Source organism: Streptomyces sp. NPDC021093 (genome assembly GCF_044333135.1).
Lineage (GTDB): Bacteria > Actinomycetota > Actinomycetes > Streptomycetales > Streptomycetaceae > Streptomyces.
In genome coordinates this window covers 51,470-67,209 of the sequence record NZ_JBIRQJ010000019.1, presented here as the reverse complement: position 1 = coordinate 67,209, position 15,740 = coordinate 51,470, and the positions used below count along the sequence as shown (strand labels likewise).

The 15,740-nt window shown below is 70.6% G+C and carries 15 protein-coding genes; 7 read left to right on the top strand and 8 right to left on the bottom strand.

Translation table 11 applies throughout. The features are described from left to right. Positions 1–9 precede the first annotated feature (9 nt). The 3 genes from ACH4SP_RS40835 to ACH4SP_RS40825 all read right to left on the bottom strand — a co-directional run bounded on the left by ACH4SP_RS40835 (position 10) and on the right by ACH4SP_RS40825 (position 2,452). Positions 10–513 carry a hypothetical protein gene (locus ACH4SP_RS40835; RefSeq protein ID WP_398423283.1) on the bottom strand — a complete coding sequence of 168 codons (504 nt, stop codon included), beginning with the start codon at positions 511–513 and terminating at the stop codon, positions 10–12. A gap of 158 nt (positions 514–671) precedes the next feature. Further along, entirely contained in the window at positions 672–1,310 is a 639-nt protein-coding gene (locus ACH4SP_RS40830) for a response regulator (protein WP_398423282.1), read from the bottom strand. Further along, positions 1,307–2,452: a sensor histidine kinase gene (locus ACH4SP_RS40825; RefSeq protein ID WP_398423494.1), complete on the bottom strand. Its 1,146-nt coding sequence runs from the start codon at positions 2,450–2,452 to the stop codon at positions 1,307–1,309. The genes ACH4SP_RS40830 and ACH4SP_RS40825 overlap by 4 nt, the downstream gene beginning before the upstream one ends. Before the next feature lie 466 nt (positions 2,453–2,918). Between ACH4SP_RS40825 and ACH4SP_RS40820 the strand changes: the two genes are divergently transcribed. The 4 genes from ACH4SP_RS40820 to ACH4SP_RS40805 all read left to right on the top strand — a co-directional run bounded on the left by ACH4SP_RS40820 (position 2,919) and on the right by ACH4SP_RS40805 (position 6,864). Then, positions 2,919–3,476, top strand: coding sequence for a heme-binding protein (locus tag ACH4SP_RS40820; protein ID WP_398423280.1), 558 nt, complete (start codon positions 2,919–2,921; stop codon positions 3,474–3,476). 70 nt (positions 3,477–3,546) lie between these two features. Further along, the gene (locus ACH4SP_RS40815; RefSeq protein ID WP_398423278.1) at positions 3,547–4,161 is read left to right on the top strand and encodes an ankyrin repeat domain-containing protein; all 615 of its coding nucleotides are present in this window, start codon (positions 3,547–3,549) and stop codon (positions 4,159–4,161) included. 14 nt (positions 4,162–4,175) lie between these two features. Continuing rightward, the gene (locus tag ACH4SP_RS40810; protein WP_398423492.1) at positions 4,176–5,303 is read left to right on the top strand and encodes a hypothetical protein; all 1,128 of its coding nucleotides are present in this window, start codon (positions 4,176–4,178) and stop codon (positions 5,301–5,303) included. 79 nt (positions 5,304–5,382) lie between these two features. Next, positions 5,383–6,864 (top strand): M1 family metallopeptidase, encoded by a 1,482-nt coding sequence (locus ACH4SP_RS40805; protein ID WP_398423276.1) that lies wholly within the window; start codon positions 5,383–5,385, stop codon positions 6,862–6,864. Between the two features lie 3 nt (positions 6,865–6,867). On the opposite strand, the gene ACH4SP_RS40800 is transcribed toward ACH4SP_RS40805, so the two are convergent. The 3 genes from ACH4SP_RS40800 to ACH4SP_RS40790 form a co-directional block, all read right to left on the bottom strand. Continuing rightward, positions 6,868–8,451, bottom strand: a complete 1,584-nt coding sequence (locus ACH4SP_RS40800; RefSeq protein ID WP_398423274.1) for a M4 family metallopeptidase — start codon at positions 8,449–8,451, stop codon at positions 6,868–6,870. Positions 8,452–8,909: 458 nt separating this feature from the next. Further along, positions 8,910–9,485 (bottom strand): TerD family protein, encoded by a 576-nt coding sequence (locus ACH4SP_RS40795; RefSeq protein ID WP_398423272.1) that lies wholly within the window; start codon positions 9,483–9,485, stop codon positions 8,910–8,912. A gap of 241 nt (positions 9,486–9,726) precedes the next feature. Beyond that, positions 9,727–10,404 (bottom strand): maleylpyruvate isomerase N-terminal domain-containing protein, encoded by a 678-nt coding sequence (locus tag ACH4SP_RS40790; protein WP_398423271.1) that lies wholly within the window; start codon positions 10,402–10,404, stop codon positions 9,727–9,729. A gap of 110 nt (positions 10,405–10,514) precedes the next feature. On the opposite strand from ACH4SP_RS40790, the gene arfB reads away from it, so the two are divergent. Next, on the top strand, positions 10,515–10,943 hold the full coding sequence (arfB, locus tag ACH4SP_RS40785) for an alternative ribosome rescue aminoacyl-tRNA hydrolase ArfB (RefSeq protein ID WP_398423269.1): 429 nt from the start codon (positions 10,515–10,517) through the stop codon (positions 10,941–10,943). A 141-nt stretch (positions 10,944–11,084) separates the two neighbouring features. Here the strand turns inward: arfB and ACH4SP_RS40780 are convergent, their stop codons facing one another. Then, positions 11,085–11,654: a flavin reductase family protein gene (locus ACH4SP_RS40780; protein ID WP_398423267.1), complete on the bottom strand. Its 570-nt coding sequence runs from the start codon at positions 11,652–11,654 to the stop codon at positions 11,085–11,087. Between the two features lie 344 nt (positions 11,655–11,998). Between ACH4SP_RS40780 and cdgB the strand changes: the two genes are divergently transcribed. Together cdgB and ACH4SP_RS40770 are read left to right on the top strand one after the other, a co-directional pair. After that, positions 11,999–13,657: a diguanylate cyclase CdgB gene (gene cdgB / locus ACH4SP_RS40775; RefSeq protein WP_398423265.1), complete on the top strand. Its 1,659-nt coding sequence runs from the start codon at positions 11,999–12,001 to the stop codon at positions 13,655–13,657. Between the two features lie 116 nt (positions 13,658–13,773). Beyond that, complete coding sequence (locus ACH4SP_RS40770; RefSeq protein WP_398423263.1) at positions 13,774–14,802, top strand: carbohydrate-binding protein; 1,029 nt, start codon at positions 13,774–13,776, stop codon at positions 14,800–14,802. Positions 14,803–14,891: 89 nt separating this feature from the next. On the opposite strand, the gene ACH4SP_RS40765 is transcribed toward ACH4SP_RS40770, so the two are convergent. Next, complete coding sequence (locus ACH4SP_RS40765) at positions 14,892–15,740, bottom strand: ketose-bisphosphate aldolase (RefSeq protein ID WP_398423261.1); 849 nt, start codon at positions 15,738–15,740, stop codon at positions 14,892–14,894.

Below are 15,740 nucleotides of genomic sequence, written 5' to 3'. Positions count from 1 at the left end.
CGGTCCTGGTCAGTCGGATACGCGGGGGAATTTTGCCTGGAGGGTCCACAGGGCCGGGTTGTCGGCCAGGCCGTCGTGCATGTCCGTGAGGTCCGCGATCAGGTCGTGGAGGAAGTCGCGGGCCTCCCGGCGGAGCAGGCGGTGGCCGAAGGTGAGGGGGGCCTCCTCGACCGGCATCCAGTCCGCCTCGACGTCCACCCACCCGAAGCGCCGCTCGAACAGCATCCGGTCCGTCGACTCGGTGAAGTCGATCTCCGCGTACTGCCGGAGCGCGGAACGGTTGCCGCGCGGGTCCTGGTCGAGCTGCTCCACGATGTCGCACAGCGCCCACGCGAAGTCGAGCACCGGCACCCATCCCCAGGCTGTGGATACTTCCCGGTCCGCCTTGGTGTCCGCGAGGTACACGTCGCCGCAGAACAGGTCGTGCCGCAGCGACCGGACGTCCGCACGGCGGTAGTCCGTCTGCGGGGGGTCGGGGAAGCGGCGGGAGAGGGAGTAGCCAATGTCGAGCACGTACCTGATGGTCGCACGGCCGGGGGCAGGGCGGAGAAACGTATCCGCTCACACGTTCGGGTGAAGTGGGCGCGTGGAAGGGGTGGGTGCCTGGCCGACGCTGGGAGAGTCGCGTCGCGCAAGGAGGCCCGCCATGAGGCTGACCGTACGAGAAGGGTTCACGGCAGCAGTCGCTGCTCCTTCGCCACCGCCACCGCGCCCGCCCTCGTGTCCACTCCGAGCTTGGCGTAGATGCGTCCCAGGTGGGTCTTTACCGTTGCTTCGCTGATGAACAGGGCTCGGGCGATCTCCCGGTTGCCCAGGCCGTGTGCCAGCTGCGCCAGGATGTCCGACTCGCGGTCCGTGAGGGTGGGGCGTCCGGTGCCCCGCATCTGGGCCATCACCCGGCTCGCGACCGGCGGGGAGAGGATCGTGCGGCCCTGGGCGGCGGAGTGGATCGCGGCGAAGAGTTCCTCGGGGCGTTCGGCCTTCAGCAGGTAGCCGGTGGCGCCCGCGGCGATCGCGCGGGTGATGTCGGCGTCCGTGTCGTACGTGGTGAGGACGAGGACGTGCGGGCCCGTCCCGGCGATCCGGCGGGTCGCCTCGACTCCGTCGATGCCCGCGCCGAGCTGGAGGTCCATCAGTACGACGTCGGGGGCGAGCTTGGCGGCCATCGCCACCGCCTCCTCGCCGTTGCCGGCCTCGCCGACGACCTCGATGTCCGGTTCGCTGGCGAGGAGGGCGAGGAGCCCGGCCCGTACGACCACGTGGTCGTCGCAGAGCAGGATGCGTACGGGGGCGGGGGGAGGGGTGCTCACGGGGCGGGCTCCAGGGGGATCGCGGCGGACAGGACCGTGCCCTCGCCGGGGGCGGACTCGACGGCGAGAGTACCGCCGAGCTGTTGGACCCGGGCGCGGATGGCGGGGAGGCCGTGGCCGCGTACGCCGCCCGTGATTTCCCCGCCGGGCGTGAAGCCGCGGCCGTCGTCCGCGATGTCGAGGACGATCTGGTCGTCCAGGTAGGTGAGCGTGAGCGCGGTGGTGGTCGCCCCTGCGTGCTCTCGTACGTTCGCGAGGGCGCCCTGTGCGATACGGAGCAGGGCCGACTGGACCCGGTCGGGGAGCGGGGCGGCCGGGGCGGTCCCGTCGATGTGGAAGCGGGCGTTCTCGCGGGTGGCGACCGCGCGGAGGGCTTCTTCGAGACCGCCGGTGCCTGCCGCTGCCAGGTCCGCGGGGGCCAGGTCATGGACGAAGCGGCGTGCCTCGGCGAGGTTGCGTTCCGCGATGGAGGTGGCGGTACGGACGTGGCGGCGCGCGGTCGTCGGGTCCGCGTCCCAGGTGCGGTCGGCGGCCTGGAGCAGCATCTGCTGGCTGGACAGGCCCTGCGCGAGGGAGTCGTGGATCTCCATGGAGAGGCGCTGGCGTTCGGCGAGGGTGCCTTCGCGGCGTTCGGTGGCGGCGAGTTCGCGGCGGGTGCGGATCAGGTCGTCGATGAGGGTCCGCTGGCGGGCGGCCTGCCGCTGCATGTAGACGAAGGTGCCGGCGGCGACGGCTGCCACGGCGGGCGGCGCCAGGACGAGGTTCGGGTCGAACCCCTCGGTGGAGAGCCGGAGTTGGGCGATCACGACGAAGGTGGTGAGGAGGGCGACGAGGGCCAGGGCGGTGCGGGTGGGGAGGGTGCGCAGCCCTGTGTAGAGGAGGGGTACGGCGCACCAGGCGAAGCTGGGGGCGAGGACGACGAGGACGGCCCAGACGATCACTACGGTGGCCAGGCGGAGGGCGTTCTGGGCGGTGGACCGGGTGCTGTTCCGGCCGGCCGGGCCCGCTACGTACAGCGCTACGTGCAGTACGGCGAGCGTGATGCTGAGGGCGATGATCCACGGGGTGCGGGGTTCACCCGGGTGGCGGAGGAGGAAGCGGGCCAGGGAGGCGCCGAGGAGGAGGAAGAAGGCGGCGTCCATGACGAGGGCGAGGAGGCGGGCGTCGGGGTCGAGTGGGGGGAGCTGGGTGTTGTTCTGGTGCACTTTGTGCTCCGCGTCCTCGGGGTGTTCTGTGCTTGTGCGTGGGGTCGGTGCGGGTGGGTGGGCCGCTTCGCGGATCCGGCCCCTCCCCACCCCTCCACCTGAACCGCTCGCCGCGGGGCGGGTGGTCTTCGCGCGGGCGCGTCGTGGCTGATCGCGCAGTTCCCCGCGCCCCCAAAGGGGTGCCCGGACGGGGCGGGTGCGCATCCATCCTCACCCACCCGGACCACCCCCGCATCAACCGATCGGCCGACCCGGGCATCGACCGGCCGGGTCGTCGGGAGGAGCCGGTGCACCGACCGTGCGTGGGGGTGGGCGGACCCAGGATTGGAAGCAGTCGGAGAGCGGCTCCCCCGCCGCTCTCCGGCCCTCCTTCTCCTTCCGTATCGCAGCCTTGGAGCACCCCATGAAGAAGCTCTCCCTCCGTACCCGCGTCCTCACCGGTTCCGCCGTCGTCGCCGTCCTCGGGGCCGGTACCTTCGGCGCCGTCAGCGCCAGCGCATCCGCCCCGGCCGCCGAGACCAAGGCCGCCGTCAAGGCCGACACCTCGAACCAGAACCTCCAGCAGTCCACCCACCTCACCGTCGCCGCCGCGACCAAGGCCGCCGAGGCCGCCCTCGACGCCGCGAAGAAGGAGAACCAGCGCGTCTCCGTCGCCGTCGTCGACCGCAACGGCAACACCGTCGTCACCCTGCGCGGCGACGGCGCAGGACCGCAGTCGCCCGAGTCGGCCGTGAAGAAGGGCTACACCGCCGTCTCCTGGAACGCCCCCACCTCCGAGCTCGTCAAGCGCCTCGCCCAGGCCCCGAACCTGAAGGACATCCCCGGCACCCTCTTCCTCGCCGGTGGCGCCCCGGTCCAGGCCAAGGGCGCGCCGATCGCGGGCATCGGTGTCGCGGGCGCGCCCAGCGGCGACCTCGACGAGAAGTTCGCGCAGGCCGGTGTCGCTGCTCTGGCGAAGTAGCCGGCGAAGCAGTCGGCGGAGCGGTCCCCGCCGCACGCCGTTCCGTACGTACGCACAGAAGGGCCTCCGCATGACCGCCCCCACCCCCTCGCCCGACGCCGACCGGCGTCTGCTCGCCGCCGCCAAGGGCGGGGACGCCGCCGGTGTCCGTGCCGCCCTCGGTGCGGGGGGCCGGGTCACCGCCCGTGACGAGGAGCTGCGCACCCCGCTGCTGCTCGCCTCGCTCGGGAGTCATGTGGAGGCCGCCCGGCTGCTGGTCGCGGCCGGGGCCGATCCGGACGCACAGGACGTGCGCGAGGACAGTGCCTGGCTCGTGACCGGCGTGACGGGCAGCGTCGCGATGATGCGGACCCTGCTGCCCGCAGGACCCGACCTGACACTGCGCAACCGCTTCGGCGGAGTGTCCCTGATCCCGGCGAGCGAGCGCGGTCACGTCGAGTACGTACGGGCGGTGCTGGCCGAGACCGGCATGGACGTCGACCACGTCAACAGGCTCGGCTGGACCGCCCTGTTGGAGGCCGTGATCCTCGGCGACGGCGGCCGTCCGCACCAGGAGATCGTGGAGATCCTGCTCGCCGCCGGTGCCACCCCGGACCTGCCGGACGGGGACGGGACGACCGCGCTGGAACATGCGCTGCGGCGCGGCTTCGACGGCATCGCGGCACTTCTGAGGGAGGCGAAGTGAAGCGGACCGTGACCATGAACGCGGCAGCCGCACGCCGCGCCCTCCTCTCCGCCGTGGCCGTCGGCCTGCTGGCGACCGGTTGCGCCGGGGCCGGCGAGAGCGCCCCCGACCGGCCCCGTACCGCCTCCGTCACCCCCACCGCGCCCACTCCCGCCTCCGCGGCCACCCTCGCGGGCACCCTCCTCGTCGCCGACTTCGACGCCGACACCGTCACCTTCGTCGACCCGGCGCGCGGGCCCGTCGGCTCGGTGCGGGTCGGCACCGCTCCGTACGGTCTCGCCGTGGGCGCGGACGGCCGGGCGTGGGTCGCGACCGCCGAGGGCGTCGCGGTCGTCGACACCCGCACCCGTACGAGCCTCGGCCGGATCCCGTACGAGACGAAGGCCGACGGGCCCGCGACGATGGGCGAGTACCGGGCGGGCGGCATGGGCATCGCCCTGTCGCCGGACGGCAGCCGGGTCTACGTCGGGGTCAACGTCCCGGATGAGAAAGGGGTGTTGGAGGTCATCGATACCGCTTCCCGCAAGGTCGTCGACACCGTGGGGGTCGGCCGCCGCCCCTTCGACGTGGACGTCTCGGCCGACGGGAGCGAGGTCTACGCGACCGGCCACGACTCGTACGACGTCACCGCCGTGCGCGCCGACACCCTGCGCGCCCGTCGGCTCGAAGTCGCCCCGTACGGTACGGAGGGCGGCCTGGGCTCCTGGCTCAAGCCGCACTACGCCGCAGTCCGCCCCGCCGACGGCAAGCTGCTGCTCCCCTTCGAGGGCGAGCGCCTCGCGGTCCTCGATCCGCGCACCGGCCGCGTCACCGTCGAGCCGATGACCGCCAACACCCATCAGCACGGCACCACGCTCGCCCCCGACGGCACCCTCATCGTCGTCGGTACGGGCCCGATCGGCGGCGACGACGAGGAGGCCTCGCTCACCATCCGTAAGCCCGACGGCTCGGAACGCGTCGTTCCGCTCGACGGGGCGCACGAGGACGTCGCCGTCTCCCGCGACAGCCGCACCGCGTACGTCACCGGGGGCTTCACCCGGGAGGGCTCGTGGGACGGCATCACGGTCGTCGACCTGGAGAGCGGTACGAAGCGGAAGGTGGCGGCGGGGGTACGTCCGCTGGGGGTGGCGGTGCTGGGCTGAGGAGTGGCCGGGCTGAGGTTTCCGGCCACTCCCGTGGCACGGCCCAGGCCCCGCAGGGCCCGCCGCATAGGATCGCCGGATGCCTTCCCGCAGCCCTCGTCACCCCCGCAGCCCCCGCCTCGCCCTCTCCGCCGCGACCGCACTCCTCCTGACGGTCGCGGCGTCCGGCTGTACGTCCGAAGGCCCCGGCATCGTCGAGGGCACCCCGGGCGCGCACGGCCTGCGCGACCCGCTCTTCCCCAAGCTGGGCAACGGCGGCTACGACGTCTCCCACTACGCCCTCGACCTCGACTACGACCCGGCCGCCCACCACCTCAAGGGCACGGCGGAGATCACGGCGAGAGCGACGCAGGACCTGAGCGCGTTCAACCTCGACCTGTCGAAGCTCAAGGTCGACAGCGCGACGGTGGAGGGCGAGAAAGCCGCAGCGAGCCAGGCGGGCACCGAGCTGACGCTGCGGCCGAAGCGGGACCTGCGGAAGGGGGAGACGTTCACGGCGGTGGTGCGGTACTCGGGTGATCCGCAGCGGATCGTCAACGCAGACACCGACGAGGAGGGCTGGCTCCGCTCCAAGGACGGCAAGGTGTCGGTCGCGGTGGGGCAGCCGAGCGGCTCAATGGCATGGTTCCCGGGCAACAACCACCCCTCCGACAAGGCGACGTACGACATCAAGGTCACCGTCCCGGACGGCCAAACCGCCATCTCCAACGGCGAGTTGAAGAGTCCGCCGGTCACGAGGTCCGGCCGTACCACCTTCGCATGGCAGATGCGCGAGCCGATGGCGAGCTATCTGGCGATGCTGGCCGTGGGGAAGTTCAAGGTGTGGGAGAGCAAGGCCCCGGCGAAGCTGGCCGAGGACGGGGTGACGGCCGTACGAACCGTTCCGGTGTACGCGGCGGCCGAGGAGTCGGTGGATGCGGCGAGCGCCCAACTGCGCTCCGAAATCCCGGACTTGATGGACTGGTGCGTCACCAACTTCGGCCCGTACCCCTTCGACTCCATCGGGTCGGTCGTCCTCCGCAACGCCGACGACGTGGGGTACGCACTGGAGAGCCAGGGCAAGCCGGTCTACGCGGGAGTCAAGGGCGGGGACAACTCACTCGAAGAGGCCCAATTGCACGAGATCGCCCACCAGTGGTTCGGCAACTCGGTCTCGCCGAAGAACTGGCGCGACATGTGGCTGAGCGAGGGCTTCGCCACGTACGCGGAGTGGATGTGGGAGGAGGACCAGGAGGGCAGGACGGCCCAGGAGTCCTTCGACGAGGCGTTCAAGTACGAGCCCAACTGGGCTTTCCCGCCCGCCAGTCCGCCGGACGCAAGCCGGATCTCGGACAATCCCGTCTACCAGCGCGGCGCGATGGTCATCCACAAAATCCGACAGGCGGTGGGCGACGAACCCTTCCTTGAAATCATTCAAGGCTGGGCCGCCACCCACCGCCACGGAAACGCTTCCACCGACGACTTCACCGCATACGTCGACGCACAGACGGAAGCGGATCTGTCGGAGGTCTGGGAGGTCTGGCTCCACGGTGACGAGAAGCCAGCAACTCCCAACGGGTAACCGTTACTTGACGTTGACCCCGGCCCAGGCGGCAGCCACCGTCTTGGCCTCGACGCTGTCCGCGCCGTGCAGGTCCGTGGCCGCCTTCAGGGTCGCCTCACGGGCGGCCTTGTAGTCGGTCGTCGACGTCATGTAGGTCGAGAGGGCCTTGTACCAGATCTTGTAGGCCTTCTGCTGGCCGATGCCGGTGACCTTCGAGCCGTCCTTGGTCGGCGAGTCGTACTTCACGCCGTTGATCTCCTTCGCGCCGCTGCCCTCGGCCAGCAGGTAGAAGAAGTGGTTGGCGATGCCCGAGGAGTAGTGGACGTCGACGTCGCCCGCCTTCTCGTCCCAGTAGTCGAGCGACTGGCCGTCCTTGCTGGGCTTGTCCATGTAGCGCAGCGGGGTGCCGTCGCCGTTGATGTCGATCTTCTCGCCGATGAGGTAGTCGCCGACGTCCGCCTTGTTCTTCGAGAAGAACTCCACGGCTGCGCCGAAGATGTCGGAGGTCGCCTCGTTGAGGCCGCCGGACTCGCCCTGGTACTCCAGGTTGGCGGTGGCCGCGGTGAGGCCGTGGCTCATCTCGTGCGCGGCGACGTCGATGGACGTCAGCGGGTGGGCGTCGCCCTCGCCGTCGCCGTACGTCATGCAGAAGCAGCTGTCGTCCCAGAAGGCGTTGACGTACGCCTTGCCGTAGTGGACGCGGGAGTAGGCGGCCTTGCCGTCGCCCGCGATGCCGTTCCTGCCCAGCTCCGCCTTGTAGAAGTCCCAGGTCGCAGCGGCGCCGTAGGCGGCGTCGACGGCGGCGGTCTGCGGGTCGTCGGCCTTGCCGTTGCCCCACTTGTCGTCGGCGTCGTTGAAGAGCGTGCCGGTGCCGGACTGGCCGCCCTTCAGGTCGTACGTCTTGTGACCGCCGCGCTCGCCGTCGGTCAGGTCGAAGCCGGCGCCGCCCTTGGTGCTGGTCAGCGGGACTTCGCCGTTGTACATGCCGGTACCGGTGCCGGTCTCGATCTCGTCGTACGAGTAGAGCTTCTTGCCGGTGGTGGCGTCGGTGACGGTGTGCAGCCGGCTGGGCGTGCCGTCCTTCTTGACGCCGGACTTCACGGTCTCGAAGGCGAGCACGGGCTTGCCGTCGACGGCGAAGATCACCTTGCGGGCGCCAGCGGCCGACTTGAGCTTCGGCGTCGTGGACGGCACGGCTATCTTCGCGTCGGTGGCCTTGTCGACCGACTTCAGCTTTCCGCCCTTGGCGACGTGCGTGACGAGGTCGCCGCCGAGGACGGGGAGACCGGCGTACGTACGCTCGTAACGGGTGTGGACGGTGCCGTCGGCGTCCTTGATGACGTCGCGCACGAAGAGCTTCTCGGTGCCACCGAGACCCAGGCTTCTGGCGGCCGAAGCGGCGCTGACCTGAGCGGACTTGATGGCGCCGGCCCGCAGGGTGGCGGCGGCCGCGGTGGAGGAGGCCTGCGCGCCCTGCGCCTTCTCGGGCGCGGCGGTCGCACTGCCGGCCTGGACTCCGACGACCACCATGGCGGCGGCCGCGGCGAGTGCGGCGGCACGCTTGGTGTTCTTCGACATGCGGACAGAGTTCTTGTGGGGGTTCATACGCTCTCCATCACTCGTTCCGTGGGGGGTAAGAGGTTGAGCGATGTGAGAGTGACACCAAATGACAAGAGTTGACGCAGTGCCAACAAATGCCTCACAAGTTTTTGACCTTCTCTTGCCCGTTGGGCGTCCGTTGAGAGTCCATTTGTGGTGGAGTCTGCCCGATATCCGGTCAACGCGTGTGCGATGAAGGGGAGTTGTGGTTACCGGTGGTACGTGCACGGAAGCTGCGTCGCGTGCCCGAGCTCGGTCAGCTCGCGGACAACGGGTGGCGTACAGAGCGATGATGGCTCAAATTCACGCACGGTCCAGTGCGGACGGCGGGCTGCCCGCCGATGTCGTGCGCGGCAGAGCGGATCGCGTCCGGTACGAGAACCGCAAGCCGCGAGGGCCCCGGTCGCCGCGTTGAGCTGGTGCGGTGGCCGGGGCCCTCGGTCAGGTCATGCCGTACTCGTACGTCAGACGTTGACGCCGAAGTCCTGGGCGATGCCGGTCAGGCCCGAGGCGTAGCCCTGGCCGACCGCGCGGAACTTCCACTCCGCACCGTTGCGGTACAGCTCGCCGAAGACCATCGCGGTCTCGGTGGCGGCGTCCTCGCTCAGGTCGTAGCGGGCGATCTCGGCGCCGCCGGCCTGGTTGATGATGCGGATGAAGGCGTTACGGACCTGGCCGAAGTTCTGCGAGCGGGCTTCCGCGTCGTAGATCGAGACCGGGAAGACAATCTTTTCGACGTCGGCGGGGAGGCCGGCCAGGTTGACGTTGATCTGCTCGTCGTCGCCCTCGCCCTCACCGCTGCGGTTGTCGCCGGTGTGCACGATGGTCTGGTCCGGCGTCGCCTTGTTGTTGAAGAAGACGAAGTGGCCGTCCGAGTAGACCTTGCCAGCGGGGTTCACCGCGATGGCGGACGCGTCGAGGTCGAACTCCGTGCCCGTGGTCGTGCGGACGTCCCAACCGAGGCCGACCGTGACGGCGGTCAGGCCCGGGGCCTCCTTGGAGAGCGAAACATTGCCACCCTTGCTGAGGCTTACTGCCATGGGATGTCCCTTTCATCGTGGTGTGCGGGCTTCGGTTACAAGTGCCGAAGCTACCGTCACCCCATCTAACGCGGTCCGGGGCCCGGGAAGTTCCAGGTTCGGGCGGTTCTCTTTACTTTCTTTGCCGATGCGTCGGCGCCGCGGGTCGCCTGCGGTTCGTCGGCAGGTTCGTCGGCAGGTTCGGCGGCGGGTTCTTCGGTAGGTTCGTCGCTGCCGTCCGGGGAGGCCTTCGGGGGCGCTTCTACAGGACGCGCAGGGCGTCCGTCGTGTCGCGCTCGCGCCTGGCCAGCGCGTGCAGCACCGCCTGGTCGCCGTGCCGGTCACGGGCGGCCGCCACCAGCACGTCGACCGCGATGCTCAGCGCGGCGTCCGGCGCCCGGTCCTCGCTGCCGACGCTGAGGGCGAGGTCTTCGGTGTGGACCGCCAGCTCGACGCAACGGGTCTGGAGGTAGCCGTCGAGCAGCATCTCCTCCCCCGGACGGTGCAGGACCTCGATCCGCCGGTCGGCTGGCTCCGCCGGCAGCCGCTGCGACAGCCGCTCCCATGCCTGCCGGGCCTGGTCGGCCACCGTCGTAGGGCCGGCCTCCGCCGTCTCCTCGCTGCGGGCGCGCACCCCGACGTTGAGCGCGGAGTCCGGCACCGCCGTACCGGTGAGCCGTGCGTAGTACCGCACGGGCGACACCGGCTCCGCGCCCGCCACCGTGCCCGCGAGGAACCACTCGACCTGCAGAACGCTGTTCGCGAGGTGACCGGACAGTCCGCCGACCGTCATTCCGGGGAGCACGGACTCGGACTTCCAGCCCCGGGCCACCTGCTCCGAAGCCAGCAGCCGGACCGCGCTTCCGGCGGCCTCCAGGTACGCCTCGCGTATGTCGTCGCACACGTCGTCGCGTATGTCGTCGCGCATGTCGTCAGTCATGCGTGCATCGTGGCAGCGCCAAGATCGTCGCGCGAGGTGCGTCCGTGTCGTGGACGGCCTCCTGCGAAAACGGTGTGACGGGGCAGGGGATGAGCAGGGATTATGGACCCATGTCCGGGCCCTACATCATCCGTGGCTCCGTCTCCCTCCCGGAGGCCGAGCTCATGTGGCGTTTCTCCAGGTCGTCGGGTCCGGGTGGACAGCACGTCAACACCTCGGACACGCGGGTCGAGCTGCGCTTCGACCTCGCCAGGACCGATGCGCTGCCGGAGGTGTGGAAGGAGCGGGCGCTGGAGCGGCTGGCCGGGAGGCTGGTCGACGGCGTCGTGTCCGTGCACGCGTCCGAGCACCGGTCGCAGTGGCGGAACCGCGAGACGGCGGCCGTACGGCTCGCCTCGCTGCTCGCCGAAGCGAGCGCGCCGCCGCCCCGGCCGCGCCGGGCGACGAAGATCCCGCGCGGGATCAACGAGCGGCGGTTGCGCGAGAAGAAGCAGCGCAGCCAGACGAAGGGCGGCCGGTCGGGCAAGGACTGGCACTGAACGCTGTGCGCGGGCGGGGAGGGGCGGTTCTTAGCCTGCGGGTTGAGTGTGGCTGGTCGCGCAGTTCCCCGCGCCCCTATGGGGCGCTGCCTACTGAGCGCCGCCTACTGAGCGCCGCCTGGTGAGTGCCCCCTGTTGCGCTCAGCTCAGCTGGCGGTACTTGCCGCGGAAGTAGGTCAGCGGGCCGCCGTCCGCGCTGGGCAGGTCGACCGCCAGTACGCGGCCGATGACCAGCGTGTGGTCGCCCGCCTCGACGCGCTGCTCGGTGCGGCACTCGACGACTGCCAGGGCGCCGCCCACCAGTGGTGCCCCCGACACCTCTCCCCGCTTCCACGCGATGTCCTCAAAGAGGAGGCGGTCGCTGAGGCGGCCCTTCATCGCGAAGCGGCCCGCGATGTGCCGCTGGCTCTCGGAGAGGAGGGAGACCGCCCACAGGGGCTGTTCGGCCAGGAGGTCGTCCATGCGGGAGCCGTTGCGCACGCTCACCATCACCAGCGGCGGTTCCAGCGACACCGACATGAAGGCCGTCGCCGTCATTCCGACGTCCTCGCCGCGCGGGCCGCCGTCCGCGTCATGGGCCGTCACCAGAGTCACTCCCGCAGTGAAACGGGCCATCGCGGCACGGAACTCGTCATCGCTCACCCCTTCAGGATGGGGGATCGCGACAGGGCGAGGCTTCGGGAGGGTGCTTTGCGGGGTGGCTTCAGTCATCTGGAACACATGATCAACGCTAGGGGGGAACATGTCCCGGGCACATCGGGCATAGGGACCAGAGAAGACCTAGGTCTCCTCGTGCACAACCCTCGCAGCACCCTCCCCGCCACCCTCCGCTCACCGCCCGTTTTCGGCCACGCAAGGCCATGAGCAGCGCGGGAGCGCTCCCACAGGAGAGACATCAACTTCCGGTACGCGCTTGTGACTTGAGTCACAGAGGGAAGTATTTGTTGACCCTGTGTACCGGGAGAGCAGCGCGCTGTGATTCAGTGGCGGTGGCAATCGGACGATGAGAAGCCTGGAGTTGCTGTCGTTGCTGTCGAGGTCTCGGGGAGCGGGTCATGGAGGCCGAGTCGGAGCCGTACGTCCGTCTTGCGACCCTGCGGCAACTGCACCGGGTGGTCGCTGACCTCAACACCGCGCGCAGCCTGTCGGACACCGTGCAGGCCGTCGCCGACGGCATCGTCGCCGGCCTCGGGTACGAACTCGCCTGCGTGAACCTGGTCCGCCCGGACGGGGACCTCGTCGTCGCCGCCTTCGCGGGCAACACCGCCGCCGAAGCCCTCATCGCCGGCCGTGTCGGCTCCCGAGCCTCCTGGGAACGCCGCCTGTCCATGGGCGAGCGCTGGGGCGACCTCCACTTCATTCCGCACACCGAGGGCTGGGTGCTGATGGAGGACGACGTACCGCAGTGGCACACCGAGGGGCCCGAGCCGCGCTTCGCCGACGAGTGGCACCCGAGCGACCGGCTGTACGCGCCGATGTACGCGTCCGGCGGCGACGGCGAGCTGATCGGCGTGATCTCGGTGGACCGGCCGCGCGGCGGGCGCCGCCCCGGCGCATGGGGGCAGGAGGCGCTCACGATGTACGCCTCCCAGTCCTCCATCGCCCTCATCAACGCCCGCCTCCGCTCCAACATGCAGCGCGCCCTGGTCCGCCTGGAGCGCGAGCAGCAGGCCCTGCGCGCCAGCGAGGAGTCCTTCCGGCAGGCCTTCGAGTACGCGCCGAGCGGCATGGCCATCGCCGAGATGGGCGGCGAGCAGCACGGCCGGCTCCTGCGCACCAACGACGCGCTCTGTCGCCTGCTCGGCCGCCCCGCCTCCGCGATGCGCCGCTACTCCTTCGCCGACCTCGTCCACCACGAGGACGTCGGGACCCTGCTGCGCACGTCGGCGGAGGGCGGCCGGGCCGAACTCCGCCTCCAGCGCCGCGACGGCAGCTTCGTCTGGGTCAACCTCCGCAACTCCGTCGTCGCCGACACCGCCGACGGCCCCCGCTTCCTCCTCACCCACGTCGAGGACATCGAGGAGCGCAAGCGCCACGAACTCCACCTCGCGCACCGCGCCTCGCACGACTCCCTCACCGGCCTGCCCAACAGCGCCGAACTGCGGGCCCGGCTCAGCGCCCGCCTCTGCCGCCGTCCGCACGCGGTGCGTGCGACGGCCGTGGAGGCGCTGGACGCCGCGTACGACGGGGCGTACGACGAGGGCGTGACGTACGACGAGGGGTTCTTCGGGGATCCGATGGGCGAGGGCGACCCCGGCTTCTACGACCACCACGTGCACACGGTTGCCCCTCAAGAGGGCGCGGAGGACGACGGAACGAAGGGGCTCGCCGTCCTCTTCTGCGACCTCGACGGCTTCAAGTCCATCAATGACCGCTTCGGACATCAGGCTGGTGATGAGGTTCTGATCGAGGTCGCACGACGTCTGACCACTTGTGTCCGGGACGGTGACACTGTCGCGCGGCTCGGCGGCGACGAGTTCGTGGTCCTCGCGGACGGCCTCGGCAACGCGGACGCGGCGGACCTCGCCGTCCGGCTCCGTAACGCGATCATCCCTCCCATCCGCGTCGACGGCCGAGCGGTACGGGTCGGGGCCAGCTTCGGCATTGGCTGGGCGGAGTGCGGGATGACGGTCGACGAGGTGCTGCAGTCCGCCGACCAGCGCATGTACATCGAAAAGCGGTCCAGGTCGAAGGTGCACAGGCGGGCCGGATAGCCCGCACCCGTGCGTGCTGTTTCCCACTGTTTCCCATGTCCCAGAAGCCCTTTGCCCGTACCGGGTAGGCTCGCCGGGTCGGCGACGCTGGCGAACATGGTGAGGAGTGACCAGGGATGACGGCCGGGAACAACGGCACGAGCACGCCCGAGGACGACGACCCGTTCGGCTACCTCTATGAGGACGGCCGTGCGGCGGGCGCTCAGCCGCCGAGCTCGGGCGGCGGCTACGGCTACCCGGGTCCGACTTCGCAGCGCGGGGTCCCCAGGACGTCGTACAACCAGGTGCGGGCGGTCGGCGAGCGGCAGTACGGGCAGCAGGCGCAGGGCCAGGGGCAGCAGTACGGGCAGCAGGCGCAGGCCACGCAGCCGTTTCCGCAGCAGGGCCAGGCACAGGGCCAGGGGCCGCAGTACGGGCAGCCCAACGCTCACTACGCGGCGCCCGAGACGCAGCCCGGCGGCGCACCGGGCCGTCCGGCTCCGTACCCCGGCGGTCAGGGACCCGGCGGCGGTGGCCGCGGGCGCGGTCCCAACACGCGCGGTCTGCTGATCGGTGCGATCGCGGTGGTCGCGGCCGTGGGCATCGGCATCGGAGCGGCGGTGTACTTCGGCAACAGCGACGAGAAGGACCAGGCGTCCGGCAAGGACGGCGCCACGGCCGGCCAGGGCCAGACCCAGCAGCCGAAGCCCACGGAGGAGCCGACGGAGGGCGAGAAGGAGCCGGAGGCGCTGCCGAAGTCGGACGCGGGGCTTCTGCAGTTGTCGACGGGGCTCAGTGCGGTGAAGGACGTGCCGGGGGCGAAGTCGGAGTCCGGGACGTATGTGCCGCTGAGCACGCCCGGCGCGTCGGCGACGTGGACCGTCAAGGTGCCGAAGGCGGGCAAGTACACGCTGTCCGTCGACTACGGCATTCCGGGCAAGGACGCCAAGGCCGACCTGACGGTCAACGGCAAGCCGCACGGTTCCGGCATCAACATGAAGAACTTCGGCGGCACGCCGGACGGGGACTGGGCGAAGGGCTGGCAGAGCACCTACTCCTGGCTCAGTCTCAAGGAGGGCGACAACACCTTCGTGATCTCGTGCCCGTCGGGCTGTCAGGCGAACCTGGCGCGGGTGTCGCTGGAAGCGGGCCACAGGAGCTCGTGACGTCGGTACGTACGTGAGTGGGCCCCACCGGTGGTATCCCGGTGGGGCCCACTCACGTGTGAGGACGGTCCGGCGTCAGCCGATCGTCGTCAGCCGATCGTCGTCAGGAAGTGCGCCACGGTCGCGGACATCGCTTCGCGGCCCGGGGCGATGTACTTGCGGGGGTCGACCGTGGAGGGGTTCGCTTCGAGGTACGCGCGGACCGCGCCCGTGAAGGCCGTGTTGAGGGCCGTGCCGACGTTGATCTTGACCATTCCGGAGGCGACTGCCCGGCGGATCTCCTCGTCGGGGACGCCCGAGGAGCCGTGCAGGACCAGGGGGACCTGGACCGCCTCTTTGAGGCGGGCGATCAGGGTGTGGTCGAGGGCGGCGGTGCGTTCCGTCATGGCGTGGGAGGAGCCGACCGCGACCGCCAGGGCGTCGATGCCGGTGGCCGCGACGTAAGCGGCGGCCTCCTGGGGGTCGGTCCTTACGCCCGGGGCGTGCGCGTCGAGCGGGGCCTCGCCGTCCTTGCCGCCTACCTTGCCGAGTTCGGCCTCGATCCAGATGCCGCGCTCGTGGCCCCAGCGGACGGCTTCGGCGGTGGCCTTGACGTTGTCCTCGTAGGAGAGCTTCGAGGCGTCGAACATCGCGGAGCTGAAGCCGGCCTCGTGGGCGGCGTGCAGCAGGTCCACGGAGACGACGTGGTCGAGGTGGAGGGAGAGGGGGGCGGAGGAGGCGCGGGCGACGGCGGCGGCTGCGGCGGCGACGGCGAGGAGGTTGCCGCCGTGGAACTTGACGGCGTTCTCGGAGATTTGGAGGACGGCGGGGGAGTTCGCGCGCTCGGCGCCGGTGGCGATGGCTTCGGCGTGTTCGAGGGTGATGACGTTGAAGGCGGCGAGGGCTTGGTGGGTGGAGGCGGCGGAGGTGATGAGTTCACCGGTGGTGACTAGTGGCAT

What these genes read in the sequence shown, in the direction of transcription:
- ACH4SP_RS40825 (WP_398423494.1), bottom strand. Translation starts at nt 2,452, where the DNA reads ATGGACGCCGCCTTCTTCCTCCTCCTCGGCGCCTCCCTGGCCCGCTTC.
- ACH4SP_RS40820 (WP_398423280.1), top strand. Translation starts at nt 2,919, where the DNA reads ATGAAGAAGCTCTCCCTCCGTACCCGCGTCCTCACCGGTTCCGCCGTC.
- ACH4SP_RS40815 (WP_398423278.1), top strand. Translation starts at nt 3,547, where the DNA reads ATGACCGCCCCCACCCCCTCGCCCGACGCCGACCGGCGTCTGCTCGCC.
- ACH4SP_RS40810 (WP_398423492.1), top strand. Translation starts at nt 4,176, where the DNA reads ATGAACGCGGCAGCCGCACGCCGCGCCCTCCTCTCCGCCGTGGCCGTC.
- ACH4SP_RS40805 (WP_398423276.1), top strand. Translation starts at nt 5,383, where the DNA reads ATGCCTTCCCGCAGCCCTCGTCACCCCCGCAGCCCCCGCCTCGCCCTC.
- ACH4SP_RS40800 (WP_398423274.1), bottom strand. Translation starts at nt 8,451, where the DNA reads ATGAACCCCCACAAGAACTCTGTCCGCATGTCGAAGAACACCAAGCGT.
- ACH4SP_RS40795 (WP_398423272.1), bottom strand. Translation starts at nt 9,485, where the DNA reads ATGGCAGTAAGCCTCAGCAAGGGTGGCAATGTTTCGCTCTCCAAGGAG.
- ACH4SP_RS40790 (WP_398423271.1), bottom strand. Translation starts at nt 10,404, where the DNA reads ATGACTGACGACATGCGCGACGACATACGCGACGACGTGTGCGACGAC.
- arfB (WP_398423269.1), top strand. Translation starts at nt 10,515, where the DNA reads ATGTCCGGGCCCTACATCATCCGTGGCTCCGTCTCCCTCCCGGAGGCC.
- ACH4SP_RS40780 (WP_398423267.1), bottom strand. Translation starts at nt 11,654, where the DNA reads ATGACTGAAGCCACCCCGCAAAGCACCCTCCCGAAGCCTCGCCCTGTC.
- cdgB (WP_398423265.1), top strand. Translation starts at nt 11,999, where the DNA reads ATGGAGGCCGAGTCGGAGCCGTACGTCCGTCTTGCGACCCTGCGGCAA.
- ACH4SP_RS40770 (WP_398423263.1), top strand. Translation starts at nt 13,774, where the DNA reads ATGACGGCCGGGAACAACGGCACGAGCACGCCCGAGGACGACGACCCG.
- ACH4SP_RS40765 (WP_398423261.1), bottom strand. Translation starts at nt 15,740, where the DNA reads ATGCCACTAGTCACCACCGGTGAACTCATCACCTCCGCCGCCTCCACC.